This window comes from Arthrobacter sp. UM1, from assembly GCF_020483305.1.
In the GTDB taxonomy this organism is placed as follows: Bacteria; Actinomycetota; Actinomycetes; order Actinomycetales; family Micrococcaceae; genus Falsarthrobacter.
Genome location: NZ_JACWAB010000009.1, coordinates 40,809 through 62,059 on the forward strand (window position 1 = coordinate 40,809; position 21,251 = coordinate 62,059).

19 protein-coding genes and 2 tRNA genes are annotated in these 21,251 nt (G+C 70.6%); 9 read left to right on the plus strand and 12 right to left on the minus strand.

Annotation, left to right across the window (positions count from 1 at the left end; genetic code table 11):
- Positions 1 to 103: 103 nt before the first annotated feature.
- From H9I38_RS09805 to tadA, 3 genes are all read right to left on the minus strand, one after another.
- Positions 104 to 844, minus strand: coding sequence for a hypothetical protein (locus H9I38_RS09805; protein WP_226338643.1), 741 nt, complete (start codon positions 842 to 844; stop codon positions 104 to 106).
- Between the two features lie 467 nt (positions 845 to 1,311).
- Positions 1,312 to 1,402: transfer RNA gene (locus tag H9I38_RS09810), tRNA-Ser, on the minus strand.
- A 107-nt stretch (positions 1,403 to 1,509) separates the two neighbouring features.
- Positions 1,510 to 2,031: a tRNA adenosine(34) deaminase TadA gene (gene tadA / locus H9I38_RS09815; protein WP_226338644.1), complete on the minus strand. Its 522-nt coding sequence runs from the start codon at positions 2,029 to 2,031 to the stop codon at positions 1,510 to 1,512.
- Between the two features lie 22 nt (positions 2,032 to 2,053).
- On the opposite strand from tadA, the gene upp reads away from it, so the two are divergent.
- The 3 genes from upp to H9I38_RS09830 all read left to right on the plus strand — a co-directional run bounded on the left by upp (position 2,054) and on the right by H9I38_RS09830 (position 4,184).
- Positions 2,054 to 2,689, plus strand: coding sequence for a uracil phosphoribosyltransferase (upp, locus tag H9I38_RS09820; protein ID WP_226338645.1), 636 nt, complete (start codon positions 2,054 to 2,056; stop codon positions 2,687 to 2,689).
- A gap of 115 nt (positions 2,690 to 2,804) precedes the next feature.
- A complete protein-coding gene (locus tag H9I38_RS09825; protein ID WP_226338646.1) occupies positions 2,805 to 3,659 on the plus strand; it encodes a winged helix-turn-helix domain-containing protein in 855 nt (284 codons plus the stop codon).
- A gap of 18 nt (positions 3,660 to 3,677) precedes the next feature.
- Complete coding sequence (locus tag H9I38_RS09830) at positions 3,678 to 4,184, plus strand: SixA phosphatase family protein (protein ID WP_226338647.1); 507 nt, start codon at positions 3,678 to 3,680, stop codon at positions 4,182 to 4,184.
- 43 nt (positions 4,185 to 4,227) lie between these two features.
- Here H9I38_RS09830 and H9I38_RS09835 read toward each other — a convergent pair whose 3' ends face one another.
- The 3 genes from H9I38_RS09835 to H9I38_RS09845 are packed head-to-tail and all read right to left on the minus strand — an operon-like array spanning position 4,228 to position 7,860.
- Complete coding sequence (locus H9I38_RS09835) at positions 4,228 to 4,836, minus strand: TetR/AcrR family transcriptional regulator (protein ID WP_226338648.1); 609 nt, start codon at positions 4,834 to 4,836, stop codon at positions 4,228 to 4,230.
- A 31-nt stretch (positions 4,837 to 4,867) separates the two neighbouring features.
- Positions 4,868 to 7,135: a YhgE/Pip family protein gene (locus tag H9I38_RS09840; RefSeq protein WP_226338649.1), complete on the minus strand. Its 2,268-nt coding sequence runs from the start codon at positions 7,133 to 7,135 to the stop codon at positions 4,868 to 4,870.
- Positions 7,132 to 7,860: an ABC transporter ATP-binding protein gene (locus H9I38_RS09845; RefSeq protein ID WP_226338650.1), complete on the minus strand. Its 729-nt coding sequence runs from the start codon at positions 7,858 to 7,860 to the stop codon at positions 7,132 to 7,134. The genes H9I38_RS09840 and H9I38_RS09845 overlap by 4 nt, the downstream gene beginning before the upstream one ends.
- Positions 7,861 to 8,116: 256 nt before the next feature.
- Here H9I38_RS09845 and H9I38_RS09850 point away from each other — a divergent pair.
- From H9I38_RS09850 to H9I38_RS09860, 3 genes are all read left to right on the plus strand, one after another.
- A tRNA-Arg gene (locus H9I38_RS09850) sits at positions 8,117 to 8,189 on the plus strand.
- A gap of 497 nt (positions 8,190 to 8,686) precedes the next feature.
- Positions 8,687 to 10,528, plus strand: coding sequence for a phosphoenolpyruvate carboxykinase (GTP) (locus H9I38_RS09855; protein WP_226338651.1), 1,842 nt, complete (start codon positions 8,687 to 8,689; stop codon positions 10,526 to 10,528).
- A gap of 237 nt (positions 10,529 to 10,765) precedes the next feature.
- Positions 10,766 to 11,803: an EamA family transporter gene (locus tag H9I38_RS09860; protein ID WP_226338652.1), complete on the plus strand. Its 1,038-nt coding sequence runs from the start codon at positions 10,766 to 10,768 to the stop codon at positions 11,801 to 11,803.
- On the opposite strand, the gene H9I38_RS09865 is transcribed toward H9I38_RS09860, so the two are convergent.
- The 4 genes from H9I38_RS09865 to H9I38_RS09880 form a co-directional block, all read right to left on the minus strand.
- On the minus strand, positions 11,743 to 12,936 hold the full coding sequence (locus H9I38_RS09865; protein ID WP_226338653.1) for a globin domain-containing protein: 1,194 nt from the start codon (positions 12,934 to 12,936) through the stop codon (positions 11,743 to 11,745). The two genes, H9I38_RS09860 and H9I38_RS09865, sit on opposite strands and share 61 nt — an antisense overlap.
- Positions 12,937 to 13,005: 69 nt before the next feature.
- Positions 13,006 to 13,926, minus strand: coding sequence for a polysaccharide deacetylase family protein (locus H9I38_RS09870; RefSeq protein WP_226338654.1), 921 nt, complete (start codon positions 13,924 to 13,926; stop codon positions 13,006 to 13,008).
- 40 nt (positions 13,927 to 13,966) lie between these two features.
- The gene (locus H9I38_RS09875) at positions 13,967 to 14,443 is read right to left on the minus strand and encodes an RrF2 family transcriptional regulator (RefSeq protein WP_226338655.1); all 477 of its coding nucleotides are present in this window, start codon (positions 14,441 to 14,443) and stop codon (positions 13,967 to 13,969) included.
- A 157-nt stretch (positions 14,444 to 14,600) separates the two neighbouring features.
- Positions 14,601 to 16,010 carry a phosphomannomutase/phosphoglucomutase gene (locus tag H9I38_RS09880; protein ID WP_226338656.1) on the minus strand — a complete coding sequence of 470 codons (1,410 nt, stop codon included), beginning with the start codon at positions 16,008 to 16,010 and terminating at the stop codon, positions 14,601 to 14,603.
- A 103-nt stretch (positions 16,011 to 16,113) separates the two neighbouring features.
- On the opposite strand from H9I38_RS09880, the gene H9I38_RS09885 reads away from it, so the two are divergent.
- Positions 16,114 to 18,261 (plus strand): RecQ family ATP-dependent DNA helicase, encoded by a 2,148-nt coding sequence (locus tag H9I38_RS09885; RefSeq protein ID WP_226338657.1) that lies wholly within the window; start codon positions 16,114 to 16,116, stop codon positions 18,259 to 18,261.
- A gap of 42 nt (positions 18,262 to 18,303) precedes the next feature.
- On the opposite strand, the gene H9I38_RS09890 is transcribed toward H9I38_RS09885, so the two are convergent.
- Positions 18,304 to 19,329 (minus strand): aldo/keto reductase, encoded by a 1,026-nt coding sequence (locus H9I38_RS09890; protein WP_226338658.1) that lies wholly within the window; start codon positions 19,327 to 19,329, stop codon positions 18,304 to 18,306.
- A gap of 174 nt (positions 19,330 to 19,503) precedes the next feature.
- On the opposite strand from H9I38_RS09890, the gene H9I38_RS09895 reads away from it, so the two are divergent.
- The gene (locus H9I38_RS09895; protein WP_226338659.1) at positions 19,504 to 19,809 is read left to right on the plus strand and encodes a hypothetical protein; all 306 of its coding nucleotides are present in this window, start codon (positions 19,504 to 19,506) and stop codon (positions 19,807 to 19,809) included.
- Positions 19,796 to 20,560, plus strand: a complete 765-nt coding sequence (locus H9I38_RS09900; protein ID WP_226338660.1) for an NUDIX hydrolase — start codon at positions 19,796 to 19,798, stop codon at positions 20,558 to 20,560. The genes H9I38_RS09895 and H9I38_RS09900 overlap by 14 nt, the downstream gene beginning before the upstream one ends.
- A 117-nt stretch (positions 20,561 to 20,677) precedes the next feature.
- Here H9I38_RS09900 and H9I38_RS09905 read toward each other — a convergent pair whose 3' ends face one another.
- Positions 20,678 to 21,250 carry a universal stress protein gene (locus H9I38_RS09905; RefSeq protein WP_226338661.1) on the minus strand — a complete coding sequence of 191 codons (573 nt, stop codon included), beginning with the start codon at positions 21,248 to 21,250 and terminating at the stop codon, positions 20,678 to 20,680.
- Position 21,251 lies beyond the last annotated feature (1 nt).

A 21,251-nucleotide genomic window follows, 5' to 3' on the forward strand; every position in this document is an offset into this window, starting at 1 on the left:
GATTTGAACTGTCCTGGAGTCAGATTCATTTGGAAGTATGAATCGCCAAGTACGCGCTACAAGATACGGAAGTTTGCGGGGGTCCTATCCCCTGCATTCGAGGCTAGCCTTTCCCGCGCTCTTTGGCTTCGATCTTGGCAAGACGTTCATAGACTCGTGTCCTTGCCTTGTACTGCTCGGGTACGAGTCGAAGATATCGTCTCAGAACTTCCTTCTCATCCTCGTGCCGGCCAAGTTTCCGAAGGATGATCGCGGCTTCTTCTGTGTAGTGAGGGGCTGGCCCTCGCTCAAAGATGTCCGCCTCTGCGCCACGGACGCCGATCATGGCCCACTCCAACGCGTCCTCATACCGTTTCTCACGTTTGAGCTGCCGGATAACCTCCACCGTCTGTAGGTAGTGGACACCTTCCGGGGCCCCGCGACGCAGCTCGAAGGCTTGTCCGGCCGTGGCTTTCTGCAGCATGGCTGTGGTCTCCAGCGCCCGGGTCGCGCTCTGCTCACTTGGAGACAGTGGCGGGAAGTTTTCAGCAGAGAATGGGAACGGCTCTGCAGAAGAAAGCGCCCGGATCCATGCGCGGCCTCGCGTCCCCTTCACGCCTCGGGCTAGGAACAGCAACACCTCAACTTCGAGTCCGTCACGCCCTTCCATGAGCTCATCGACAGCCAAATATCGAGAGGCGTAGCCGACGCGGAAGCCATCGAGCCACACTGCTAGATCACTAGCAGCAGACTTCGGGGCCTCAGAGTCTCGCCTCAACGTTGCTCGCCCAGAGAAGCAAGCCCGTTTGCGAACATCGAAGGTCATAGCGAACTCCGCCAAGTCATGCTTCGCGGCGGTGTTCATGGACACCACCTCTACCGGCTCCAGGAGAAGGTCTTCCCATGCAGGGGGACGGAGTGTGTCCTGAGCAGTGCTAGGACCATCGGCGGCAGGCTTGGGGTCGCTGAAAAGCCTTGACAGGAATGACATACATTCATCATTCCACTCCCGGAATCTCATCAGCCCTGGCGCTCGGCTCTCGACTGTGCTGAGATCTGCAGCAGATCGGGCAATGGGCACTTGGCTGGGGCCAGCTCGTTCAGCAGACGCACCTTCTGTTCGGCTAGGGCTAGCCGAGTTGTAGTCGTCGCCCACGAAGTCACCTCGGCGTCCGGTGGTCTTGTGGGGACCTGAGCGGCACCTGGGGGCCTGCATCTTGCTCTTCGTGCCCTCGCTGAGCGTTGTGGGCAAAATGTGGGCACGGCCTAACCCCTGGACATGAAGAAGGCCCCTCCTTCCCTGGTATCTCAAGGAAGAAGGGGCCTTCTCACTGGCGGTGACGGAGGGATTTGAACCCTCGGTACGGGGTTACCGTACACAACATTTCGAGTGTTGCACCTTCGGCCGCTCGGACACGTCACCAGTACCCGGCCACTCTACCGGACGCGCGCGGACCGGCTCAAATCAAGGGCTTGCGTCGCTCCCGCACGTCACGCTGACCGCCTGACCGCCCGTCTTCCGGGCGAGCGTCAGTCCCGAGTGTCCCTCAGCCCCCGGAAGAACCCCGTCAGCAGCTCGGCGCACTCCTCGGCGCGCACCTCCGGCACCACCTCCACGAAGTGGTTGAGCCGCGGCTCCCGCAGCACGTCGAACACGCTCCCGGCCGCACCCGCTTTCTCGTCCCACGCGCCGAAGACCACCCGCTGCACCCGCGAGAGCACGATCGCCCCCGCGCACATCGCGCACGGCTCCAGCGTCACGGCGAGCGTGCAGTCCTCGAGCCGCCACGCGTCCCCGAGCCGGGCCGCGGCCTCCCGCAGTGCGATCACCTCGGCGTGGGCGGTCGGGTCGCCGTCGCGCTCGCGGCGGTTGAACCCCGTGCCGAGCACCGTTCCGTCCGGGGCGACGACGACGGCGCCGATCGGCACGTCCCCCGCCTCGAGAGCGCGGTCCGCGGCCGTGAGGGCGAGGCCCATCCAGTCCTCGGCCTCCCGCCGGGACGGCGGCGGCGAGGCGCGGCGGGGGCGGGGATTTCCCGGGCTCTGGTCCATGCCTCAATGGTAGTTTTCTCTCATGCGCACTCTCGTCGTCGACCACCCTCTCGTGGCCCACAAGCTCACCGTTCTCCGGGACAAGAAGACGCCCTCCATCGTCTTCCGGAAGCTGACCGAGGAGCTCGTGACGCTGCTGGCGTACGAGGCCACGCGGGACGTCAAGACGGTCTCCTGCGAGATCGAGACGCCGGTGACCAAGGCCGTTGGCACGGAGTTCGCCAAGCCGACCCCGCTCGTGGTCCCCATCCTCCGCGCCGGGCTCGGCATGCTGGAGGGCATGATCCGCCTGGTGCCGACGGCGGAGGTGGGCTTCCTCGGCATGGCGCGCAACGAGGAGACGCTGGACATCATCACGTACGCCGAGCGCCTTCCGGAGGACCTGACCGGCCGCCAGGTGTTCGTGCTGGACCCCATGCTCGCCACGGGCGGCACGCTCAAGGAGGCCGTGCACTTCCTGCTCCAGCGCGGCGCCGAGTCCGTGACGTGCATCTGCCTGCTCGCCGCCCCGGAGGGGCTCACGGTCCTCGAGGAGGACCTCCAGGACGCGCCCGTCTCGCTCGTGCTGGCCTCGATCGACGAGCGCCTCAACGAGAAGTCCTACATCGTCCCCGGCCTCGGCGACGCAGGCGACCGCCTGTACGGAGTCGCGGGCTGATTGAAAGTCTCCCTAAGTAAATAAGACGACCGCTTGCAATAAAGGAGCGTTTCCACAAGAATCTGAACAGCGCCCGTTCTCCGGGCGCGGCGGTCCAGATCTTCTGAGGTTCCCGATGTCTTCTTCTCCCTCCGGCTACGTGCACGTCTCCCGTCGTGTGAACGCCTCCTCGCGCGGCGCCCACGGGAGCGCCGAGGCGCCGGGGGAATCGCCTGAGGGAGGGCGCGGCGAGCGGGTCGTGGCCCCCGGCAGCGCGGCCGGCCCCTACGGAACCGCCTATTTCGGCCAGGACGTCATCCTCACGGCGCCCATCGCCGTCGTCGCCGCCCCGCCGGCGCAGGAGACGGAAGCCGTGCCGGACACGGCGGCGCGGGGATTCGCCCTGTACGTGGGCCTGGACGAGCAGGACGCGGCCCAGTCCAACACCTCGCTGACGCGCGTGGCGCAGGAGGCGCGGGCCCTCATCCACCGCCTCGCCCCCTCGGCCCACTCCCATGCGGCCGTGGCCCTCGCGCCCACGGAGGTGCGGGGCCCGGGGCTCGACGTCGTGCGCCAGGCTCTCGCGGACCCCACCTGGCAGCCGCGGCCCGCCTCCCCGCGCCCGCGGGTGCCCCGGGACTCCGCGCGCGGCCGGCGGTCCGTCACGAGCACCGGCGTCCTCATCGACCTGGGGCGGCGGGAGGTCTTCCTCGACGGGCAGAGGCTCAGCCTCACCTACAAGGAGTTCGAGATCCTCTTCTACCTCGTGGAGAACGCGGGCCGGACGGTGGCCCGCTCGGAGCTGCTCAAGACCCTGTGGGGCCGGAGCGCGGCCGAGACGAGCGAGCGGACCATCGACGTCCACGTGCGCCGCCTGCGGGCCAAGCTCGGCCGCCTCGCCGGAGCCGTCCGGACCGTCCGCGGCGAGGGGTACCGTTTCCACGACCACCCGGAGGTCGTAGTCTGGACGGCGCCGGAGTACTCGATCTAGACCTCGCAGGAGGCCGCCATGCGCAAGCTCGCCATCGTCCGCCACGCCACGGCCGCATACCCGCGGGACGTTCCGGACCACGAGCGCCCGCTCTCCTCGTTCGGCCACGAGCAGGCGCCGCAGGCCGGCGAGGCCCTCCTCAAGGAGGGCTGGGTGCCGGAGGCGGTGCTCGTCTCGAGCGCGCTGCGCACCCGGCAGACCGCCGCCTGGATCGGCAAGGCGCTGGGGGAGAAGGGCCCGACGCCGCGCCTGACCGACGACCTCTACAACGCCTCCGCCGAGCAGATCCTCGCCGTGGTCAACGCCGTGCCGTCCACGGTGGAGTCCCTGCTCGTCGTGACGCACATGCCCGGCGTCCAGGAGACGGCCATGCGCCTTGCGAGCGCGGACTCGGACGAGGACGCCGTCATGGACATGGCGAGCTCCTATCCGCCGGCTGGCCTCTGCCTCTTCGAGACGCAGAAGCCGTGGGCCGAGCTGGACGGGCGGGACGCCGAGCTGCGCCGCTTCCTCACGTTCGGCTGACGCGCGAGCTGAGGCGGGCGCCGGGGCCGCTCAGGCGGGGCCCTCAGGACCGGGCGGACCGGTGTGCGAGCGCCCGCGCGGGCAGGAGGCACACCCCGACGAGCTGGGCCCGGCCCATGCCCTCCAGGTAGCGGCCGGCGCTGAGGCTCAGCGTGAAGATCGAGCCGAACATGGCGATCGCCGTCGCCCGCACGTCCGCGGAGGGGGCCGAGGGCGCCGCGGCCGAGAGCATGCCCGTCAGCAGACCGAGCATCCGCTCGCGCAGCTCCTCGGGGGCCGAGCCCCAGCGCTCGGGGCCCTGCCAGGACTGGGCCATCCAGAGCTTGCCGAACGAGGGGTACTCCTCGAGGAAGCCGAAGCCGCTGCTCAGGGCGGCCTCGAGGACGGCGAGCGGCTCGGCCGCCTCCGGGCGGTCCGCGGCGAGCCGCTCTTCGAGCTGCTCGAGCCCGAACCGCATCAGCTCCTCGACCATCTGGTCTTTGGACCCGAAGTTGTAGTACACCGATCCCTTCGAGACGCCGGCCCGCGCCGCCACGTCCTCAACGCGCGTCTCCGCCACGCCGGTCTCGCCCATGAGCTCCATCGCCGCGGAGAACAGCTTCTCCTTCGTGGCCTGGGTGCGGCTCGGGCGGCGGGAGATCGTCGTCGTCATGGGATTTCCTCGGTTCGGGGCGGGAACGCGGTCACGGGGTCAGGAGCGGACGGAAGCTGGAGAGAGACCAGCGGCGCGAGCGCGCGGCCGCCAGGACGCTGAGGCCCAGTCCCATCACACCGTAGACCACGAGCACCGTGAGCTTCTGGCCCGCGACGGCGGTGTCGCCGCCGTAGGCGAGCTGGCGCATGGCGTCCACCATGTAGCCCATCGGGAGGAACTGGTGCACGGCGTGGAGCGGCTCGGGCGTGGTCTGCCAGGGGAACGTGCCGCCGGAGGAGACGAGCTGGAGGATCATGAGCACCAGCACGAGCAGCTTGCCCGGCGCCCCGAGGAGCGCCACGATGCCGTGGATGACGGCGCTGAAGGCGAAGGAGCCGAGGAGCATCGTCCCCAGCACCATCCACGGGTGCACCGGCCGGAAGCCCACCACGAGCGTGATCGCGGCGAAGAGCACGAGCGCCTGCGCCGCCGCGATGACGAAGAACGGAATCCAGCCGCCCACGGCCACCCGGAAGAGCGAGGCGTTCGAGGCGAGCGCCCGTCGCGTGAGGGGCCGCATCATCTGCGTGAGGATGAAGACGCCGATCCACAGCGAGAGCGAGAGGAAGAACGGTGCCAGGCCGGCGCCGTAGGACTGGGCCTTGGTCTGCGCGTTGTCCTGGACCTTGACCGGGTCCGCGATGACCTTGGAGGCTCGCTCCTTGGTGGTCTCGCTCGGGTTGGGCACCTGCTCCGCGCCTTCGCGGATCTTGCCCGCGAGCTGGCCGTTGCCGTTCGCGAGCTTGTCGAGGCCGGTCTTCAGCTGGCCGGCGCCGTTCTGGGCGGAGGAGAGGCCGTCCCGCAGCTGCACGGCCCCGGTGTAGGCCTGCTGCTGCCCCTGCTTGAGCTGTCCGGCCCCCGTGGCGAGCTGGGAGGCGCCGCCGGAGAGGGTGTTCGCTCCCGTGGAGAGCTTCGAGGCGCCCGTCTGGAGGGAGAGCGCGCCCTGGTCCGCCTGCGCGGCGCCGGTGGCCAGCGCGCGCGACGACGTGGCCGCCGTGCTGATCCCGCCCTGCAGCTGCGAGGCCCCGGTGGCGAGGGTCTGGGCCCCCTGGGAGACCCGGTTGGCGCCGTCGGAGAGCGCCTGGACACGGGCGGCGGCCTGGTGCACGCGGGTGCGGGCCGCCTGGAGGTCCTGCGGGGCCGAGCTCGTGAGCACGCGCTGGCGGATGGCCTGGGCCTGGGCCTCGGTGATGGTGCCGTCGTCCACGAGCTTCTGGAGCGCGGCCGGGGCCTGCGCCTGGGCGTTCGCGTCCACCGAGTCCAGGGCGGAGACGCCGTCCTGGACGGCCTGGTTGAGCTCCGCGTTGCCGTTCGCCACCTGCTGGGCGCCGTCGGCGAGCTGCTGCGCCTGGCCGGGGAGGCCTGTCACCTTCTGGTTCATCGTCTCGAGGCCCGTGGCGAGCTTGTCCGAGCCCGTCGCGAGCTGCGAGGTGCCCTGGTGCAGCGTCGAGGCGCCGTTCGCGAGCTCCCCGGCGCCCGTCGAGAGCGAGGACGCGCCGTTCGAGAGCGTCGTCGCGCCCGAGGAGAGCTGGTCCGAGGCGTTGACGAGCTTCGACTGGCCGTCCACGAGCTGCCCGGCGCCCGTGTGGAGGCGGTTGAGGCCGGTGCCGAGCTGGCCGGAGGCGCTGCTCGCGTCCTTGGCCCCCTGGGTGAGCTGGTCCGCGCCGTTCGCGGCCTTGAGCATGCTGGAGTGGATGCTGTTGTAGCCGGAGAGGAGCTGGTCCGCGGTCTTCTCGCCCACCTGGGTGGCCACGGAGGAGTGGATGGTCTGCGTCAGCCGGCCCACGATCGTAGAGAGGACGTAGTTGTTCGCGTCGTTCGTGGTCACGGTGAAGAGGGCCTGCTTCGCGGAGTCGAAGCTCTGCGGTGAGGCCAGGTTCGCCGAGAAGTCCTTGGGGATGGTCAGGGCGAATCCGTACCGTCCGGAGCGCACGCCGTCTGCCGCGTCCTGTGCGTCGGTCCGGACCCAGTGGAAGGAGTCGCTCTTCATGAGGTCCTGGGCCACGTCGTCGCCGGCCTTGAGGCTCGTCTTCCGGCTCTGGCCGTCCGGCGTGGAGCTCGTGACCGTGGTGCCCTGGTCCTCGACGACGAGCGCCGCGTCGATCCCCTTGAGGTTGTTGTAGGGGTCCCAGTTGGCGTAGATGTACGTGGCCCCGTAGAGCAGGGGCACGAGGATGAGCGAGAGCATGGCGAGCTTCGGCAGCGTGCCGTTCGTCATGCGCTTCAGCTCGGAGAAGGCGATGCGCAGGGTCTTCATGCGTTGTCCTCGGTTTCCTTGGCCTCGGTGTCGCGGTCCTCGGTGTCGCGGCGCTCGTCGTCGCGGTGCTCGGCGTCGGCGTCTGCGGTTCCGCCGTCGTCGGCCTCCGCGGGCCGGCCCGTCCCGATCTCGCAGACGCGCCCCGCGAAGCCCTCCGGCGCCTCGGTGACCACGGCCACGACGACGAGTCCCGGGTGCTCGGCGGCAAGCTCTTCGAGCGGCTCGAGCCAGGCGCCCTCGCCGGCGCGACGGTCCGGGGCGTCCACGACGACGACGTCCACGTTCCCGTTCACCAGCGCGAGCCTCGCCTGGAGGCTGACGAGATCCGGGCCTGCGAGCTGCTCGAGGTAGTCCCCGGCGATGTCCGCGAAGCCGTTCTCCTCCAGCCAGGCCCGCGCGCGGCGGCGCAGGCCCCACGGCGGGGAGGTGGGGGAGAGGGCGAACTCCTCCGTGGCGAGGTCGATGACCCGCATCTCCGGGCCCGGCTCGCTGATCTCCGGAGCGTCCACGAGCGAGGAGCGAGCGCGCAGCCGCGGGGATCCCTCGACCTTTACCGTGCCGGCGCTCGGCCGCAGGCGGTCCGTGAGGATGAGCGCCAGCGCGGTCCGCGCCTCCTGGGTGCTGCCGACGACGACGGTCACCTCGCCCGGCGCAGCCTGCAGCGAGGTGGGGGTGAGGATCGGGGCGTGGTGTCCGCGGAAGGAGACCTGGTCTGCTGTGAGCACGGTTCGAGTGTAGATCAAACTGACCGGTCAGTCTAAATAAATTTCTGGGGGTGCAGCCCGGGGTGGAGGCGGCGGTAGAGGCGGGGGCGGGGCGCCTTCCCGGCAGTGCGGGGTGCAGCTGTCCTGCGCGGCGGCGCCGTTCGTCCGGAGGTGTGCTCAAGGTCACCGGGTTCAGAGGCCGCCGATTGGCGATGAACGCGGGATGTCTGTATAGTTATCTGTGGCCCAACGGCCGCAAGGCTTGTTCAAGAGCCGAGCGTGTGTAGCTCAACGGATAGAGCATCTGACTACGGATCAGAAGGTTGGGGGTTCGAATCCCTCCACGCGCGCTTCGCACAGCGCTTCAGCTGCACAGAGCACTTCAGAGAAGGCCCCTCCGCTTCGGTGGAGGGGCCTTCGTCGTGTTCGGGCCTGCGTGTGCGGCTCGCGCCTGCTCCGGGGGTGGATCCGCTTCGGCGGTGGGCTTTGTGATCGAGGGCGTCTGCGGAAATGGGACGCGATCTTCGGGAAAGCTGCATCGATCAGGCCGTGGATCCGCGGCCTGGCGGCTGGATCGTGATCAGTTTCCGGAAATCGTGTCGCGTTGCCCGAGGGGTGTTGGGCCAGGGGGTTCGGCTGGGCAGCCCTCGCGGCACTGGATCCCCAAAAATAGACCGGTATAAGTGACCCATGTCACGAAAGTGTCACACATTCGCCCCGGAATCCCGGGGAAGACACCTCCCGGCCCCCTTCCGGCCACTCTGGCGAGCTCAAATTAGACCAGCGGTCTAGACCGACTGCCGCGTAGTCTCGTTCCATTGCTCATCAGACGCCCAGGAGGACGAACATGGCCATTCAGCCGGAGCTCCGCGAGGACACCGCCCCCGCCGCCGCACAGGGAACGAGCTACGCCAAGCTGCAGCAGTGGGTGGACGAGGTCGCCGCGCTGACGCAGCCCGCAGAGGTCTACTGGGTGGACGGCTCCGACGCTGAGATCCAGCGCCTCCAGGACATGCTCGTGGACCGGGGCGTGCTCACCCGCCTCGACGAGGACAAGTTCCCGAACTCCTTCGCGGCGTTCTCCGACCCGGCCGACGTCGCCCGCGTCGAGGAGCGCACCTTCATCTGCTCCGAGAAGAAGGAGGACGCCGGGTTCACCAACAACTGGATGGACCCGAAGGAGATGCACGCCAAGCTGGACGGCCTCTTCAAGGGCTCCATGCGCGGCCGCACCATGTACGTCATCCCGTTCGTCATGGGCCACCTCGACGCAGACGAGCCGAAGTTCGGCGTCGAGATCACCGACTCGGCGTACGTCGTCGCCTCCATGCGCATCATGGCGCGCATCGGCTCGGACGTCCTCAAGAAGATCGAGGAGACCGAGGCGTTCTTCGTCCCGGCCCTGCACTCGGTGGGCGCTCCGCTCGAGGAGGGCCAGGAGGACGTCGTCTGGCCGTGCAACGAGGACAAGTGGATCGTCCACTTCCCCGAGGAGCGCTCCATCTACTCCTACGGCTCCGGCTACGGCGGCAACGCCCTGCTCGGCAAGAAGTGCTACGCGCTGCGCATCGCCTCGGTCATGGCCCGGGACGAGGGCTGGCTCGCCGAGCACATGCTCATCCTCAAGCTCACGAGCCCGGAGGGCAAGGAGTACCACGTGGCCGCGGCCTTCCCCTCGGCCTGCGGCAAGACGAACCTCGCCCTCCTGGACCCGACGGTCGAGGGCTGGAAGGCCGAGACGCTCGGCGACGACATCAACTGGATGCGCTTCGGCAAGAACGGCGAGCTCCGCGGCGTCAACCCGGAGGCGGGCCTCTTCGGCGTCGCGCCGGGCACCGGCTGGGGCACCAACCCGAACGCGATGCGCGGCATCGCCAAGGGCAACACGATCTTCACGAACGTGGCGCTCACGGATGACGGCGGCGTCTGGTGGGAGGGCATGACGGAGGAGACTCCCGAGCACCTCACCGACTGGCGCGGCAACGACTGGACGCCGGAGTCGGGCACCCCGGCGGCGCACCCGAACTCGCGCTTCTGCACGCCGATCGACCAGATCGACATGCTCTCCGACGACTACTACGCCCCGAACGGCGTGAAGATCGACGCGATCCTCTTCGGCGGCCGCCGCAAGACGACGGTTCCGCTTGTCACCGAGGCGCGCGACTGGAAGGGCGGCATCTTCATGGGCGCCACCCTCTCCTCGGAGACGACGGCGGCCGCCGCGGGCGCCACGGGCGTGGTCCGCCGCGACCCGATGGCCATGCTGCCGTTCATCGGCTACGACGCGGGCGACTACCTCAAGCACTGGCTCGAGACGAGCTCGCAGGGCAACCCGGACGAGCTGCCGCGCATCTTCCTCGTCAACTGGTTCCGCCGGGACCGCGAGGGCGGCTTCGCGTGGCCGGGCTTCAGCGAGAACTCGCGCGTGCTCAAGTGGATCATCGACCGCATCGAGGGCCGGGCCGAGGGCAGCGAGACGCCCATCGGCACGGTTCCCACCTTCGAGTCGATGGACCTCGAGGGCCTCAAGACGACCCGCAAGCAGTTCGACGACGCGGTCGCGTTCCGCGACGAGGAGTGGGCTGAGGAGCTCACGGGGATCAAGGAGTGGTTCGACCGGTTCGGCGAGTCCCTCCCGCAGGAGATGAGCTCCGAGCTCGAGCGGCTCGAGGAGCGCCTCTCCCGCTGACCTGCGGAGTGCCCGTCCCCGGGCCGGCGTTCGCGCCGATCCGGGAAGAGGGCAGACTCGGCACGGAGACCAGGCCCGGCACAATGGGGTGCCGGGCCTTTTCCGTGCCCTTTCCGGCCTCGGGCCGCCTCCGTTCCCGGCCGGCGTCCGGTGCGGTGACCGCCGCGGCGTCCGCGGGCGAAGACGGGCCTGGCCCGCCTCTGGCGCTGAGGGCCCCTCACTGGTTGACTGAACCGCGTGAAACCGGTCCACGCCCTCGCCGCCGCCGCCGTCGCCGTCATCTGGGGCGTCAACTTCCTCTTCATCCACGGCGGGCTGCTCGACGTTCCTCCGCTCGTTCTCGCGGCGGTGCGGTTCGTGTTCGTGGCCGTCCCCGCGGTGTTCTTCGTCAAGCGGCCGCGCGTGCCGTGGTGGGTGCTCGCCGGGATCGGCCTGTTCATGTCCGCGGGGCAGTTCGGGGCGGTCTACACGGCGATGTCGCTCGGGATGCCGGCGGGGCTCTCGCCGCTCGTGCTCCAGTCCCAGATGATCTTCACGGTCCTCATCGCGGTGGCGTTCTTCCGGGAGCGCCCCGGCCTGCTCGAGTGGCTCGGGCTCGCGGTGGGGGTCGCGGGCCTCGTCGTCGTCGGCATCGGCCGGGGGCTGTCCGCGCCGATCGGGCCGATGCTCCTCGTGCTCCTCGGCGGCCTCTCCTGGGGTGTGGGCAACACGTTCTCGCGGTTCGGCAAGGGGGCCTCGGGGCTGGGGATCGTCGTGTGGTCGGCGCTGTGGGTGCCGTTGCCCCTCCTCGCGCTCGCCTCGCTCCAGATCGGCCCGGGAGAGGTGGGCCACGCCTTGCTGCACTTCACCGGCCGGGCCTGGATCTCGACGGCGTACACGGTGGTCCTCGCCTCGCTCGTCGGCTACTCGATCTGGAACGGGCTGCTCGGGCGCTACCCGGCCTCGAAGGTGGTGCCGTTCTCGCTGCTCGCGCCGCCGAGCGGCATGCTCGCCGCGTGGATCGTCCTCGGCGAGCGCCCCAACGCGCTCGAGCTCATCGGCGGAGCCGTGCTCCTCGCGGGCGTCCTCACGGCCCTGCGGCCCCGGAGGCGGATTGCGAGGGGCGACGGCGGGGCCGGGGCTGACGTCGCTGCGAGGCCCGATGGCGGAGCGGCCCGAGACGCGGAACGGGCCCGCACCCCGGAGGATGCGGGCCCGCGGGGGCCGGACGCGGATCAGGCGCCGGCCGGGGTGCCCGGGTCGGCCATCCAGAGGTCGGGGCCGAACGCGTCGTAGTGGATGTCGGCCGGGTTGACGCCGAGCTCGATCGCCTGGCCGCGCATGGCCTGCATGAACGGCTGCGGGCCGCAGAGGAACACGTGGGCGTTCTCCGCCACTCCGAGGTCCTTGAGGCTGATCTTCTCGGTGTGGTGGCCCTCGCCGGCGCCCTCGCGGAGGAAGAGCTCAAGCCGGGCGTTCGGCAGGGCCTCGACGGCGCCCTCCACCTGGGGCTTGCGGGCCATCGTGGACTCGCTGCGATCGGCGTGGATGACGGTGATGTCGCGCTGGTCCCCGGCGTGCTTGAGGGCACAGAGGGCGCCGGACGTCACCGTGACGCCGATGCCGGCGGTGACGAACACGAGCGGGCGGCCGTCGTCGTCCGGCAGGGCGTTGAGGCCGAACGGCGGGGAGACCTCGAGGGTGCTGCCCTCGGCGAGGGTGTCGAACATGACGGGGGAGATCTCGCCGGCGTCGTCGCGCTTGACCGTGATGATCCGGTGCTCGGTGGAGGCCGGGTCGCAGGAGAGGGAGAACTGGCGCGGCTGGAGGAGGCCGTCCTCCGTCTTCATGCGGATGGAGACGTAGTGGCCGGGCTTGCCGGGCGCCACGGGCTCGGAGCCGGTGGGGACGAGCTCGAAGGTCTTGACGTTCTCGGTGTCGTTGCTGACGCTCGCGACCTTCCAGACCGTGTACCCCGTGTCCTCGGGGAGGGCGGCGTAGAGGCCCTTCTCCATCTTGATGAGGGCGTCCGCCATGAGCCAGTAGACCTCGTCCCACGCGGCGGCGACCTCGGGGGTCACGGCGTCGCCGAGCACCTCGACGATCGCGGCGAAGAGGTTGTCGTGGACGATCTGGTACTGGTCCTCGCGGACGTTGAGCGAGGTGTGCTTGTGGGCGATGCGGGCGAGGAGCTCCTCCGGGAGGGAGTCCGGGTGCTCGAGCAGCCAGGAGGCGAACTTCGCGATGCTCCCGGCAAGGGCCTGCGGCTGCGCTCCGTTCTTCTGGTTGGCGCGGGAGAACATGCCGTCGAGCAGCTCGGGGTGGTTGCCGAACATCGTCTTGTAGAAGAGCGGGGTGATCTCGGGGATGTTGGCGCCGATGACGGGGAGGGTGGCCTCGACGACGGGGCGGCTCTGAGCGGAGAGCATTGGGGAGTCCTTTCCTTGCATTTGAAATGCAAGATTTAGTCTACGCCAGTTTCTACCCGGTGTAGAACGTCAGTCCTCGGGGAAGGCCTCGCTCATCGTCACGAACCGCACCCCCTCCGCGGAGAGGACCGAGAGGGCCGCCTCGATTCCCTCGGCGGTGCCGGAGAGCGGCCGGTTCATGTGCCCGATGAGCACGCTGCCGCTCGGGGCCCGGACGGCCTCCGCCATGACGGCCGGCGCCGGGAACGTGGCCCCTCCGTCCGCGTTGACGGAGAAGGAGGCGATGCGCTGGCCGAGCGCTTCGACGATCTCCTCGGCGACGTCGTCCGCGAACGCCGTTCCCGGGCGGAAGAACCGCGGCCTCAGGCCGTGCTCCGCGAGGAAGCGGGCGCAGCCGGCCACCTCGTCCCAGACCTCGCCCGCGCTGGCCGTGCCGCGGATGCCCCACGCCGAGCGGCCGGAGACGGAGAGGGGAACGTGCCGGGTGCCGTGGTTCCCGATCTCGAACAGCGGATCCTGCGCCAGCTGCTCGAACTCCCGGGAATGGTGCTCGGCCCAGCGCTGGTTGACGAACAGGGTCGCCTTGGCCCGGTGGGCCCGGAGCGTCTCGATGAGCCGCCGGTCGAACTGCAGAACTGTGCCGCCGCAGGCGTCGAAGGTGAGGGCCAGCGTCCGGGGCCCGGGCGGCGCGCTGAATCGGACGGCCGCTCCAGCCGGGTGCGTGGACCACGTCCTCGGCAGCCGATTGCCGAACCGGTCTTCGATCTCCGAGCGGTCAGGCAGGTCGAGCGCGGCTCCGGCGGCCCCGTGGGCGCCGGGCGCGCTGCGGACGGGCCCCGAGGGGGAGACCGTGGAAGGGCCTGTGCCTCCCCGGCCCCGGCCGGGCGCAGCGCAGGAGGCCAGCGCCGGCGCGGAGATCGTCAGCGCAGCGCCTCGCGCAAGGACCTGCCTGCGGGAGGGCTGTGTTGCGGGGCGGGATGTGCGGTGCATGTCACCGCTGATGATACGGCGCTGGAACGCGCGGGGGCCTTCAGCCGGCGCCCGGCGGCCCGATCCCGGGGAAGCCCAGGCTCGCCGTGCTGCCCCTCCGCGGGCCGGGCCCCCGGTGCGGCGGACGGGAGGCGAGGCCGGCGACGACGACGTCGTCCAGCTCCGCGTAGAACCGCTCCCGGGCCCGGTTGAGGACCCCGCGCAGGCCGCAGCGGCCGTAGAGCGGGCAGACCGCCTCGCCGTCGCGCGTGCACTCGGCCACGTCCTCTCGGGAGTCGAGCTCCCGCAGGATGCCGCCCACGGTGGCCCTGCGCCCGGCGTCCGTCAGGCTCGCGCCGCCGCTGCGCCCCCGGGCGACCTCCACGAGGCCGAGATCCCGGAGGCGGATGACCGCCTTGCTCACGTGGTTGTAGGGCAGCCCCACGCTCTCGGCGAGCTGTCGACCGGTCTGCGGGGCGGTCTCCGCGAGGGAGACGACGATCCGCAGGCACAGATCCGCGAACGTGTTGAGCTTCACGGCTTCTCCTCTCCTGCGGTGGTCGGTCTCGTCTGGGTGTGCGGCCGCTGCTGCTCCGGCGCCTCGGGGCGGGCGGGGAGCCCGGTGCGGAACGGGAGCGGGCCGGGGCCGTCTCGACGACGGCGCCCGGCCCGGTCCGGCTCGGTCGGGCGTCCGGTCAGGCGCGGACGATCTCCAGGACGCGGTCCCGGATCGGGGCGAACACGGACTCGTCCCGGCCCTCGCCGTTGAACCGGAGGAACGGCTCGGTGTTGGACGGGCGGAGGTTGACCCACCAGGAGCCGTCCGCCGCCGTGAAGGTGGTTCCGTCCAGCTCGTCCGTGGAGACGGCCACGCCGTTGTGCTCCGGCGTCAGCTCCGCCTTGACACGGGCGACGGCGCCGGCCTTGTCCTCGACCTTCGAGTTGATCTCGCCCGAGGAGAAGTACGGCTCGTACTCCTCCGCGAGCTGGGAGAGGGGCTGGTCCTGGCCGCCGAGCGCCGCCAGGACGTGCATCGCCGCGAGCATGCCCGTGTCCGCGTTGAAGAAGTCGCGGAAGTAGTAGTGGGCCGAGTGCTCGCCGCCGAAGACCGCGTTCTCCTTGGCCATCTGGGCCTTGATGAACGAGTGGCCCACGCGGGTGCGGACCGCACGGCCGCCGTCGTGCTCGATGAGCTCGGGGACGGCGCGCGAGGTGATGAGGTTGTGGATGATGACCGGGGTGTCCTCGCCCGCGGCCTTGGCGCGGGCGATCTCGCGGCGGGCCACCATCGCGGTGACGGCCGAGGGGGAGACCGGATCGCCCTTCTCGTCGATGACGAAGCAGCGGTCCGCGTCTCCGTCGAACGCGATGCCGATGTCCGCTCCGTGCTCCCGGACGGCCCTCTGGAGGTCCCGGAGGTTCTCCGACTCGAGCGGGTTGGCGGGGTGGTTCGGGAACGTGCCGTCCAGCTCGAAGTAGAGGGGCTCGATCTCAAGCGGGAGGGCCGGGAGGATCGAGTCGCCGAGGACCGCGGGGGTGGTCATGCCCGCCATGCCGTTGCCGGCGTCCACCACGGCCTTGAGGGGGCGGATGCCGGAGAGGTCCACGAGACCGCGGAGGAACTCCGCGTAGCCCTTGAGGATGTCCTCCTCCGTCTCCGAGCCCCGGGTCTCCGCGGCGGGGATCCCGTGCTCCAGGTACTCCTGGGCCTTGTCCCGCACGTCGAAGAGCCCCGTCTCCGAGGAGATCGGGACGGCGCCGGCGAGCGACATCTTCATGCCGTTGTACTCGGCCGGGTTGTGGCTCGCGGTGAAGGTGACGCCGGCGGCCTTGCGCACGCCGCAGGCGTAGTACAGCTCGTCAGTCGAGATGAGGCCGATGTAGACGGCGTTCGCGCCCCGGGCAGTCGCGCCGCGGCCGAAGGCCTTGGCGAACTCGGGGGAGGAGGGGCGCATATCGCCGCCGATGAGCACGGTCTCGCCTGCGAGCCCCACGACGTCGACGAAGGCGGCGCCGACGGCCTCGACCGTCTGCTCCGTGATGGTCTCGCCGACGATGCCGCGGACATCGTATGCCTTGAATGAGGATGAGAGATCGATAGTCACAGGTCGAGTCTAGTCCTCGGCCCCCAGCGCGGACCGGGCGTCGGCTTAGAGTGTCCAGGGCTGGTGCCATACTCGGTGCACGAGCCGTTCCGAGGAGGAATCCGTGACCGAGACCCCTGACACCGCACAGCAGCCGGACACCTACGCCCACGCCCTCGCCACGCTGCGCGAGCTGACGAGGAACCCGGAGGCGGAGTTCCACGCGGGCCAGTGGGAGGCCATCCGCGCACTTGTGGACGAGCGGCGCCGGGCGCTCGTGGTCCAGCGGACCGGCTGGGGGAAGTCAGCGGTGTACTTCGTGGCCTCGAAGATCCTCCGGGAGCGGGGTGCGGGGGCATCCGTCATCATCTCGCCTCTCCTCGCGCTCATGCGGGACCAGATCGCCGCGGCCCGCCGCGCGGGGATCGCAGCGGAGGCCATCAACTCCGCCAATGCGGTCGAGTGGCCGGAGATCGTGGAGAGGATCCGGGCGGGTCGGATCGACGTCCTCCTCATCTCGCCGGAGCGCCTCAACAACCCCTCCTTCCGTGAGGAGGTGCTTCCGCAGCTCCTCGGCTCCACGGGCCTGCTCGTCATCGACGAGGCCCACTGCATCTCGGACTGGGGGCATGACTTCCGCCCGGACTACCGGCGGATCCGGGACATCATCGCGTCCATGCCGCAGGGTCTGCCCGTGCTGGCCACCACCGCCACGGCCAATGCCAGGGTGGTCGCGGATGTGGAGGAGCAGCTCGGAGGGGCCGCGGGTCCGTCCGGGGTAGGCGGCGTGCTCACCATCCGCGGGCCCCTCGCGCGCTCCTCGCTGCGCCTCGGCGTGCTCCGCCTCGCCTCGCCCGCCTCGCGGCTCGCCTGGCTCGTGGACCACCTCCGGGACCTCCCCGGATCGGGGATCGTCTACACGCTCACGGTGTCCGCGGCGCAGGACATCTCCGAGCTCCTCAACCGCGCGGGGTACGCCGCGCGGCCCTACACGGGCGGGACAGACCCGGAGGAACGGGAGGCCGCGGAGAACGCGCTCAAGGAGAACCAGGTCAAGTGCCTCGTGGCCACGAGCGCGCTCGGCATGGGGTTTGACAAGCGGGACCTCGGATTCGTGGTCCACGTCGGCGCGCCGAGCTCGCCCGTGGCGTACTACCAGCAGGTGGGGCGTGCGGGCCGCGGGACGGATCACGCAGACGTGCTGCTCCTGCCGGGAGCGGAGGACAGGGAGATCTGGAAGTACTTCGCCACGGCGTCCATGCCGGACGAGGAGCGGGCCACCGCCGTGCTGACGGCTCTGGCGTCCGGGGAGACGCTCTCCTCCGCCGCCATCGAGAGCCGGGTCAACCTGAAGCGCTCTCCGCTGGAGCTGCTCCTCAAGGTGCTCGCCGTGGACGGCGCCGTGGAGCGGGTCCGCGGCGGGTGGAGGTCCACGGGCAGGCCCTGGGAGTTCGACGCTGAACGGTATGACCGCATCGCGGAGGAGCGCGTCCGGGAGCAGAACGCCATGCTCGCGTTCGAGCAGACCCGGGAGTGCCGCATGCTGTTCCTCACCGAGCAGCTGGATGATCCCCAGGCGGAGCGCTGCGGAAAGTGCGACTCCTGCGCGGGCCCCTGGTACGCCACGGACCTCTCCGAGGAGGCCAAGTCGCTCGCGGACGGCGCCGCCTCAAGCGTGGGCGTGTCCATCGCTCCCCGCGCCCAGTGGCCGCAGGGCATGGACCGCCTCGGCGTGTCCGTCAAGGGTCGCATTCCCGAGGAAGAGCGGGCCGCCGAGGGCCGGGCCATCGCCCGCTTCACGGACCTCGGCTGGGGGCAGTCGCTCAGGAGCCTTCTCGCCCAAGACGCGGAGGACCAGCCGGCTCCGGCCGGACTCCTCCAGGCCGGGGTCAAGGTGCTCGCGGACTGGTCGTGGCCGCAGCGGCCGGTGGCGGTGGCCTCCATGCCGTCCCGGCGGCGTCCGCAGCTCGTCGAGAGCTTCGCCCGCGGCATCGCCGAGGCCGGGCGGCTTCCGTATCTCGGCTCGCTGGAGGCGCCGCACGGCGGTCCGCGGGGTGCGGCCGGGGGCAACAGCGCCTATCGCCTGGCGGACGTGTGGGACCAGTTCGCCGTGCCGGAGGCTTGGAAGCCGGGACTCCTGGAGCACCGCGGGCCCGTGCTGCTCGTGGATGACATCGTGGACTCCCGGTGGAGCATCACGGTGGCCTCGCGGGCCCTCAGACAGGCCGGCGCGGACGGGGTGTTCCCATTTGCCCTCGCCGTGCCGGCGTGATCGGCGCAGTCCCGAGCGCGTTCCGGCCGTGCGCTGCCCTCGTCAGACCTCCCGGGAGCGCTGCTCCAGCGCCGGCCTGCCGTACGGGTACTCGGTGAGCTGCGGGGCGGAAAGGCGGCCGAGGGCGTCGAGCTCGGTCGCAGTCAGGCGCAGACCGGACGCGCCGAGGTTCTCCTCCAGCTGCTTGAGAGTGCGGGCGCCGAGGATGACGCTCGTGACACACGGCTGGGCGGCGGTCCAGGCCAGAGCCACCTGGGGGATGCTCGCGCCGCGCTCGGTGCCGATCCGCTCGAGCTCCGCAAGGACCCGCCACGTGCGGGGATCCCGGTTGCGCTCCTCCCACGAGGACTGGAGATTGGCCACGCGGCCCGCGAACCGGGATTCCGTGTCCGGCTCGTCGTCCTTGGTGTACTTGCCGGAGAGCCAGCCTCCGGCCAGCGGGGACCACGGCAGCACGGCCATCCCGGCGTCGTCGGCCGCGTCCATGATCTCGGACTCCGTCTCACGGACCAGAAGGGAATACTGCGGCTGGATGGAGGCGGGCTCGGCCCAGCCGTGGAGCCGTGCCTCATAGACCGCCTTGGTGATCTGCCAACCCGTGAAGTTGGAGAACCCGTAGGCGTGGATCTTCCCCGCCGCCATCGCGTCGTCGAGGAACCGCAGAGCCTCGGAGATCGGGGTCAGCGGGTCCCATGCGTGGAGCTGGTAGAGGTCGATCGCGTCCACGCCGAGCCGCCGGAGCGAGCCGTCCAGGGACTCATGCAGCTGCTTCCTCCCGTAGCCCCGGCTGTTCGGCCCGAACCGCTCGCCCGTGCCGAACCGCGCCTTCGAGGCGAGCACCATGTCCTCGGCCTCGTCTGTCCGGGAGGCGAGCCAGCGGCCCACGATCTCCTCGCTCGCACCCAGGTTGTAGATGTCCGCCGTGTCGATCAGGCTTCCGCCCGCCTCCGCATAGCGGTCCATCATGCGGAACGCGGTCTCCTCGTCCGTCCGGTCGCCGAAAGTCATGGTCCCCAGAGCGAACTCCGAGACGGCCAGCCCCGTGTTGCCCAGCATCCTCGTCTCCATGCGGCCCACTCTGCCAGACCCGGTCGATCCGCTCGTGGCGGCCCGCCCGGCAGGCCATGACCGCCCAGCCGGCCCGCCCGGCAGGCCATGACCGCCCAGCCCGCTCGCCCGGCCGGGCTTCCGGGGCGGCCGAACGCCCCGGCCGCGCTCAGAGCGGAAGGATAGCCTTGACCCATGCAAGCGATTATGTGGATCCTCGTCGCCGTGGCTGTCGCCGGGCTCATCATGGTGCTGCTCCGCAAGGGCCGGGGCGCGGCCCAGGAGGCTATGGAGCGCTCGGCCACCCCCGAGTTCGCCGCCCAGGCCAGCGGCAGGCTGGACGAGCAGACGCACCGCCAGGTCTACGCCCTCATCGCCCAGGGCCGCCAGCAGGAGGCCGTAGAGGCCTACCAGAACGCCACGCGCTCCACGCTCTTCGAGTCGATCACGGCGGTCAACGCTTTGGCCCGCCACCCCCAAGAGCACCGTGGCGGATTCTGATCCGCGGGACGCTCGGGAGGAGGACTTCCTCGAGGCCTACGATCCGGCCGAGCACGAGCCGTTCGGCGTCACGGCGGACCTCGCCCTCCTGGCCGTGGAGCGCGGCGAGCTCTTCGTCCTGACGCGCCGCCGGCTCTCCCACCCGTTCCAGGGCCGCCTCGGCCTGCCCAGCGGGTTCCTCGGCCCGGACGAGTCTGCCGACGAGGCCGCTCGGCGGATCGCCCGGATGAAGACCGGCCTCGGAACCCTCGTCGCCGTCGAGCAGCTCAAGACCTACACGGACCCCGGACGGGATCCGCGGATGCGCGTGGTCTCGGTGGGCCACGTGGGGCTGGCCGCGAGCCACAACGCGAGGCTCCCCGCCGTCGTCGACGACGGCCAGACCGCCTGGACGCGCGTGGCGGACCTCCGGCCCTCCGAGGTGGCGTTCGACCACCTCCAGATCATCGAGGACGCCGTCGAGCGGATCGCCTCCCGGATGGAGTTCACGCTCGTCGCCGCCCGGTTCCTGCCCTCCACGTTCACCATCTCCCAGCTGCGCACGGTCTATGCGGCCGTCTGGGGAGCGGAGCTGGACCCGGGCAACTTCCAGCGCAAGATCCTCGCCACCAAGGCCCTTGAGGAGACGGGGGAGCGGTACCAGTCCGGCGGCGGCCGGGGCGCGCCGGCCAAGGTCTACCGGGCTGTGGACGGCGGGGACCCGCTGAGGCCCGCCTACCTCGTGCCGCCGCTGCGGCGAGCCTCGTCGTGACCGCCGCGAGAGCGGGACTGGCCGGCGGGCCGGACTGACCGGCAGCCGGCAGGAGACAGAATCGGGCCGCAGCGGCCAGAACGGCCGCTGCGGCCCGAGAGCCGAGACAGTTGGGGCTTACGGGTGGACCGGCGGCAGACCCGGGCGCCCGGCCCGGCCGACGCCGCGGACCACTCGGCGGCCGACGCCCGTGGACATGTTGACGAGCCAGCTCGGCTGGGCGCCGGTGACGCGCGGGGGCATGACCACCACGGGGCACGCGGCCGCGTAGACGAGCTTGCGTGCGAAGACCGTGTCGTTGCCGCTCACCGTTCCGCGAGGCGAGGCGTCCACGACGAGCATGTCCGCGTCCTCGGCCGCGTCGAGCAGCACCTTCCGCCGGCCTCCGCGGACCAGCCGCGTCTCCACGTCCTTGGCCCGGCTCCCGAGGACCTCCTTGACGTCTGAGACGAGGTTCGCCTCGGCGTCCTTGAAGTCCTCGCCGCCGCCGGTGGAGAGGGGCCCCATGCCGGGCCGCGGCGAGGGGGCCGAGGACGCCGGCGGCTTCCATGCGCGCACGGCCACGAGGGTGCCCTCGACCTGCTCGGCGTACGTCCACGCCCACTCGAGCGCCGTCGGCGAACCCGACGTGTCCGAGACGCCGACGACGACGACCGGGCGGTCTTCCGCTTTCTTGTCGATGCTGACCATG

What these genes read in the sequence shown, in the direction of transcription:
- H9I38_RS09895 (WP_226338659.1), top strand. Translation starts at nt 19,504, where the DNA reads ATGCAAGCGATTATGTGGATCCTCGTCGCCGTGGCTGTCGCCGGGCTC.
- H9I38_RS09830 (WP_226338647.1), top strand. Translation starts at nt 3,678, where the DNA reads ATGCGCAAGCTCGCCATCGTCCGCCACGCCACGGCCGCATACCCGCGG.
- H9I38_RS09870 (WP_226338654.1), bottom strand. Translation starts at nt 13,926, where the DNA reads ATGCACCGCACATCCCGCCCCGCAACACAGCCCTCCCGCAGGCAGGTC.
- tadA (WP_226338644.1), bottom strand. Translation starts at nt 2,031, where the DNA reads ATGGACCAGAGCCCGGGAAATCCCCGCCCCCGCCGCGCCTCGCCGCCG.
- H9I38_RS09825 (WP_226338646.1), top strand. Translation starts at nt 2,805, where the DNA reads ATGTCTTCTTCTCCCTCCGGCTACGTGCACGTCTCCCGTCGTGTGAAC.
- H9I38_RS09805 (WP_226338643.1), bottom strand. Translation starts at nt 844, where the DNA reads ATGAACACCGCCGCGAAGCATGACTTGGCGGAGTTCGCTATGACCTTC.
- H9I38_RS09835 (WP_226338648.1), bottom strand. Translation starts at nt 4,836, where the DNA reads ATGACGACGACGATCTCCCGCCGCCCGAGCCGCACCCAGGCCACGAAG.
- H9I38_RS09840 (WP_226338649.1), bottom strand. Translation starts at nt 7,135, where the DNA reads ATGAAGACCCTGCGCATCGCCTTCTCCGAGCTGAAGCGCATGACGAAC.
- H9I38_RS09855 (WP_226338651.1), top strand. Translation starts at nt 8,687, where the DNA reads ATGGCCATTCAGCCGGAGCTCCGCGAGGACACCGCCCCCGCCGCCGCA.
- upp (WP_226338645.1), top strand. Translation starts at nt 2,054, where the DNA reads ATGCGCACTCTCGTCGTCGACCACCCTCTCGTGGCCCACAAGCTCACC.
- H9I38_RS09890 (WP_226338658.1), bottom strand. Translation starts at nt 19,329, where the DNA reads ATGGAGACGAGGATGCTGGGCAACACGGGGCTGGCCGTCTCGGAGTTC.
- H9I38_RS09905 (WP_226338661.1), bottom strand. Translation starts at nt 21,250, where the DNA reads ATGGTCAGCATCGACAAGAAAGCGGAAGACCGCCCGGTCGTCGTCGTC.
- H9I38_RS09865 (WP_226338653.1), bottom strand. Translation starts at nt 12,936, where the DNA reads ATGCTCTCCGCTCAGAGCCGCCCCGTCGTCGAGGCCACCCTCCCCGTC.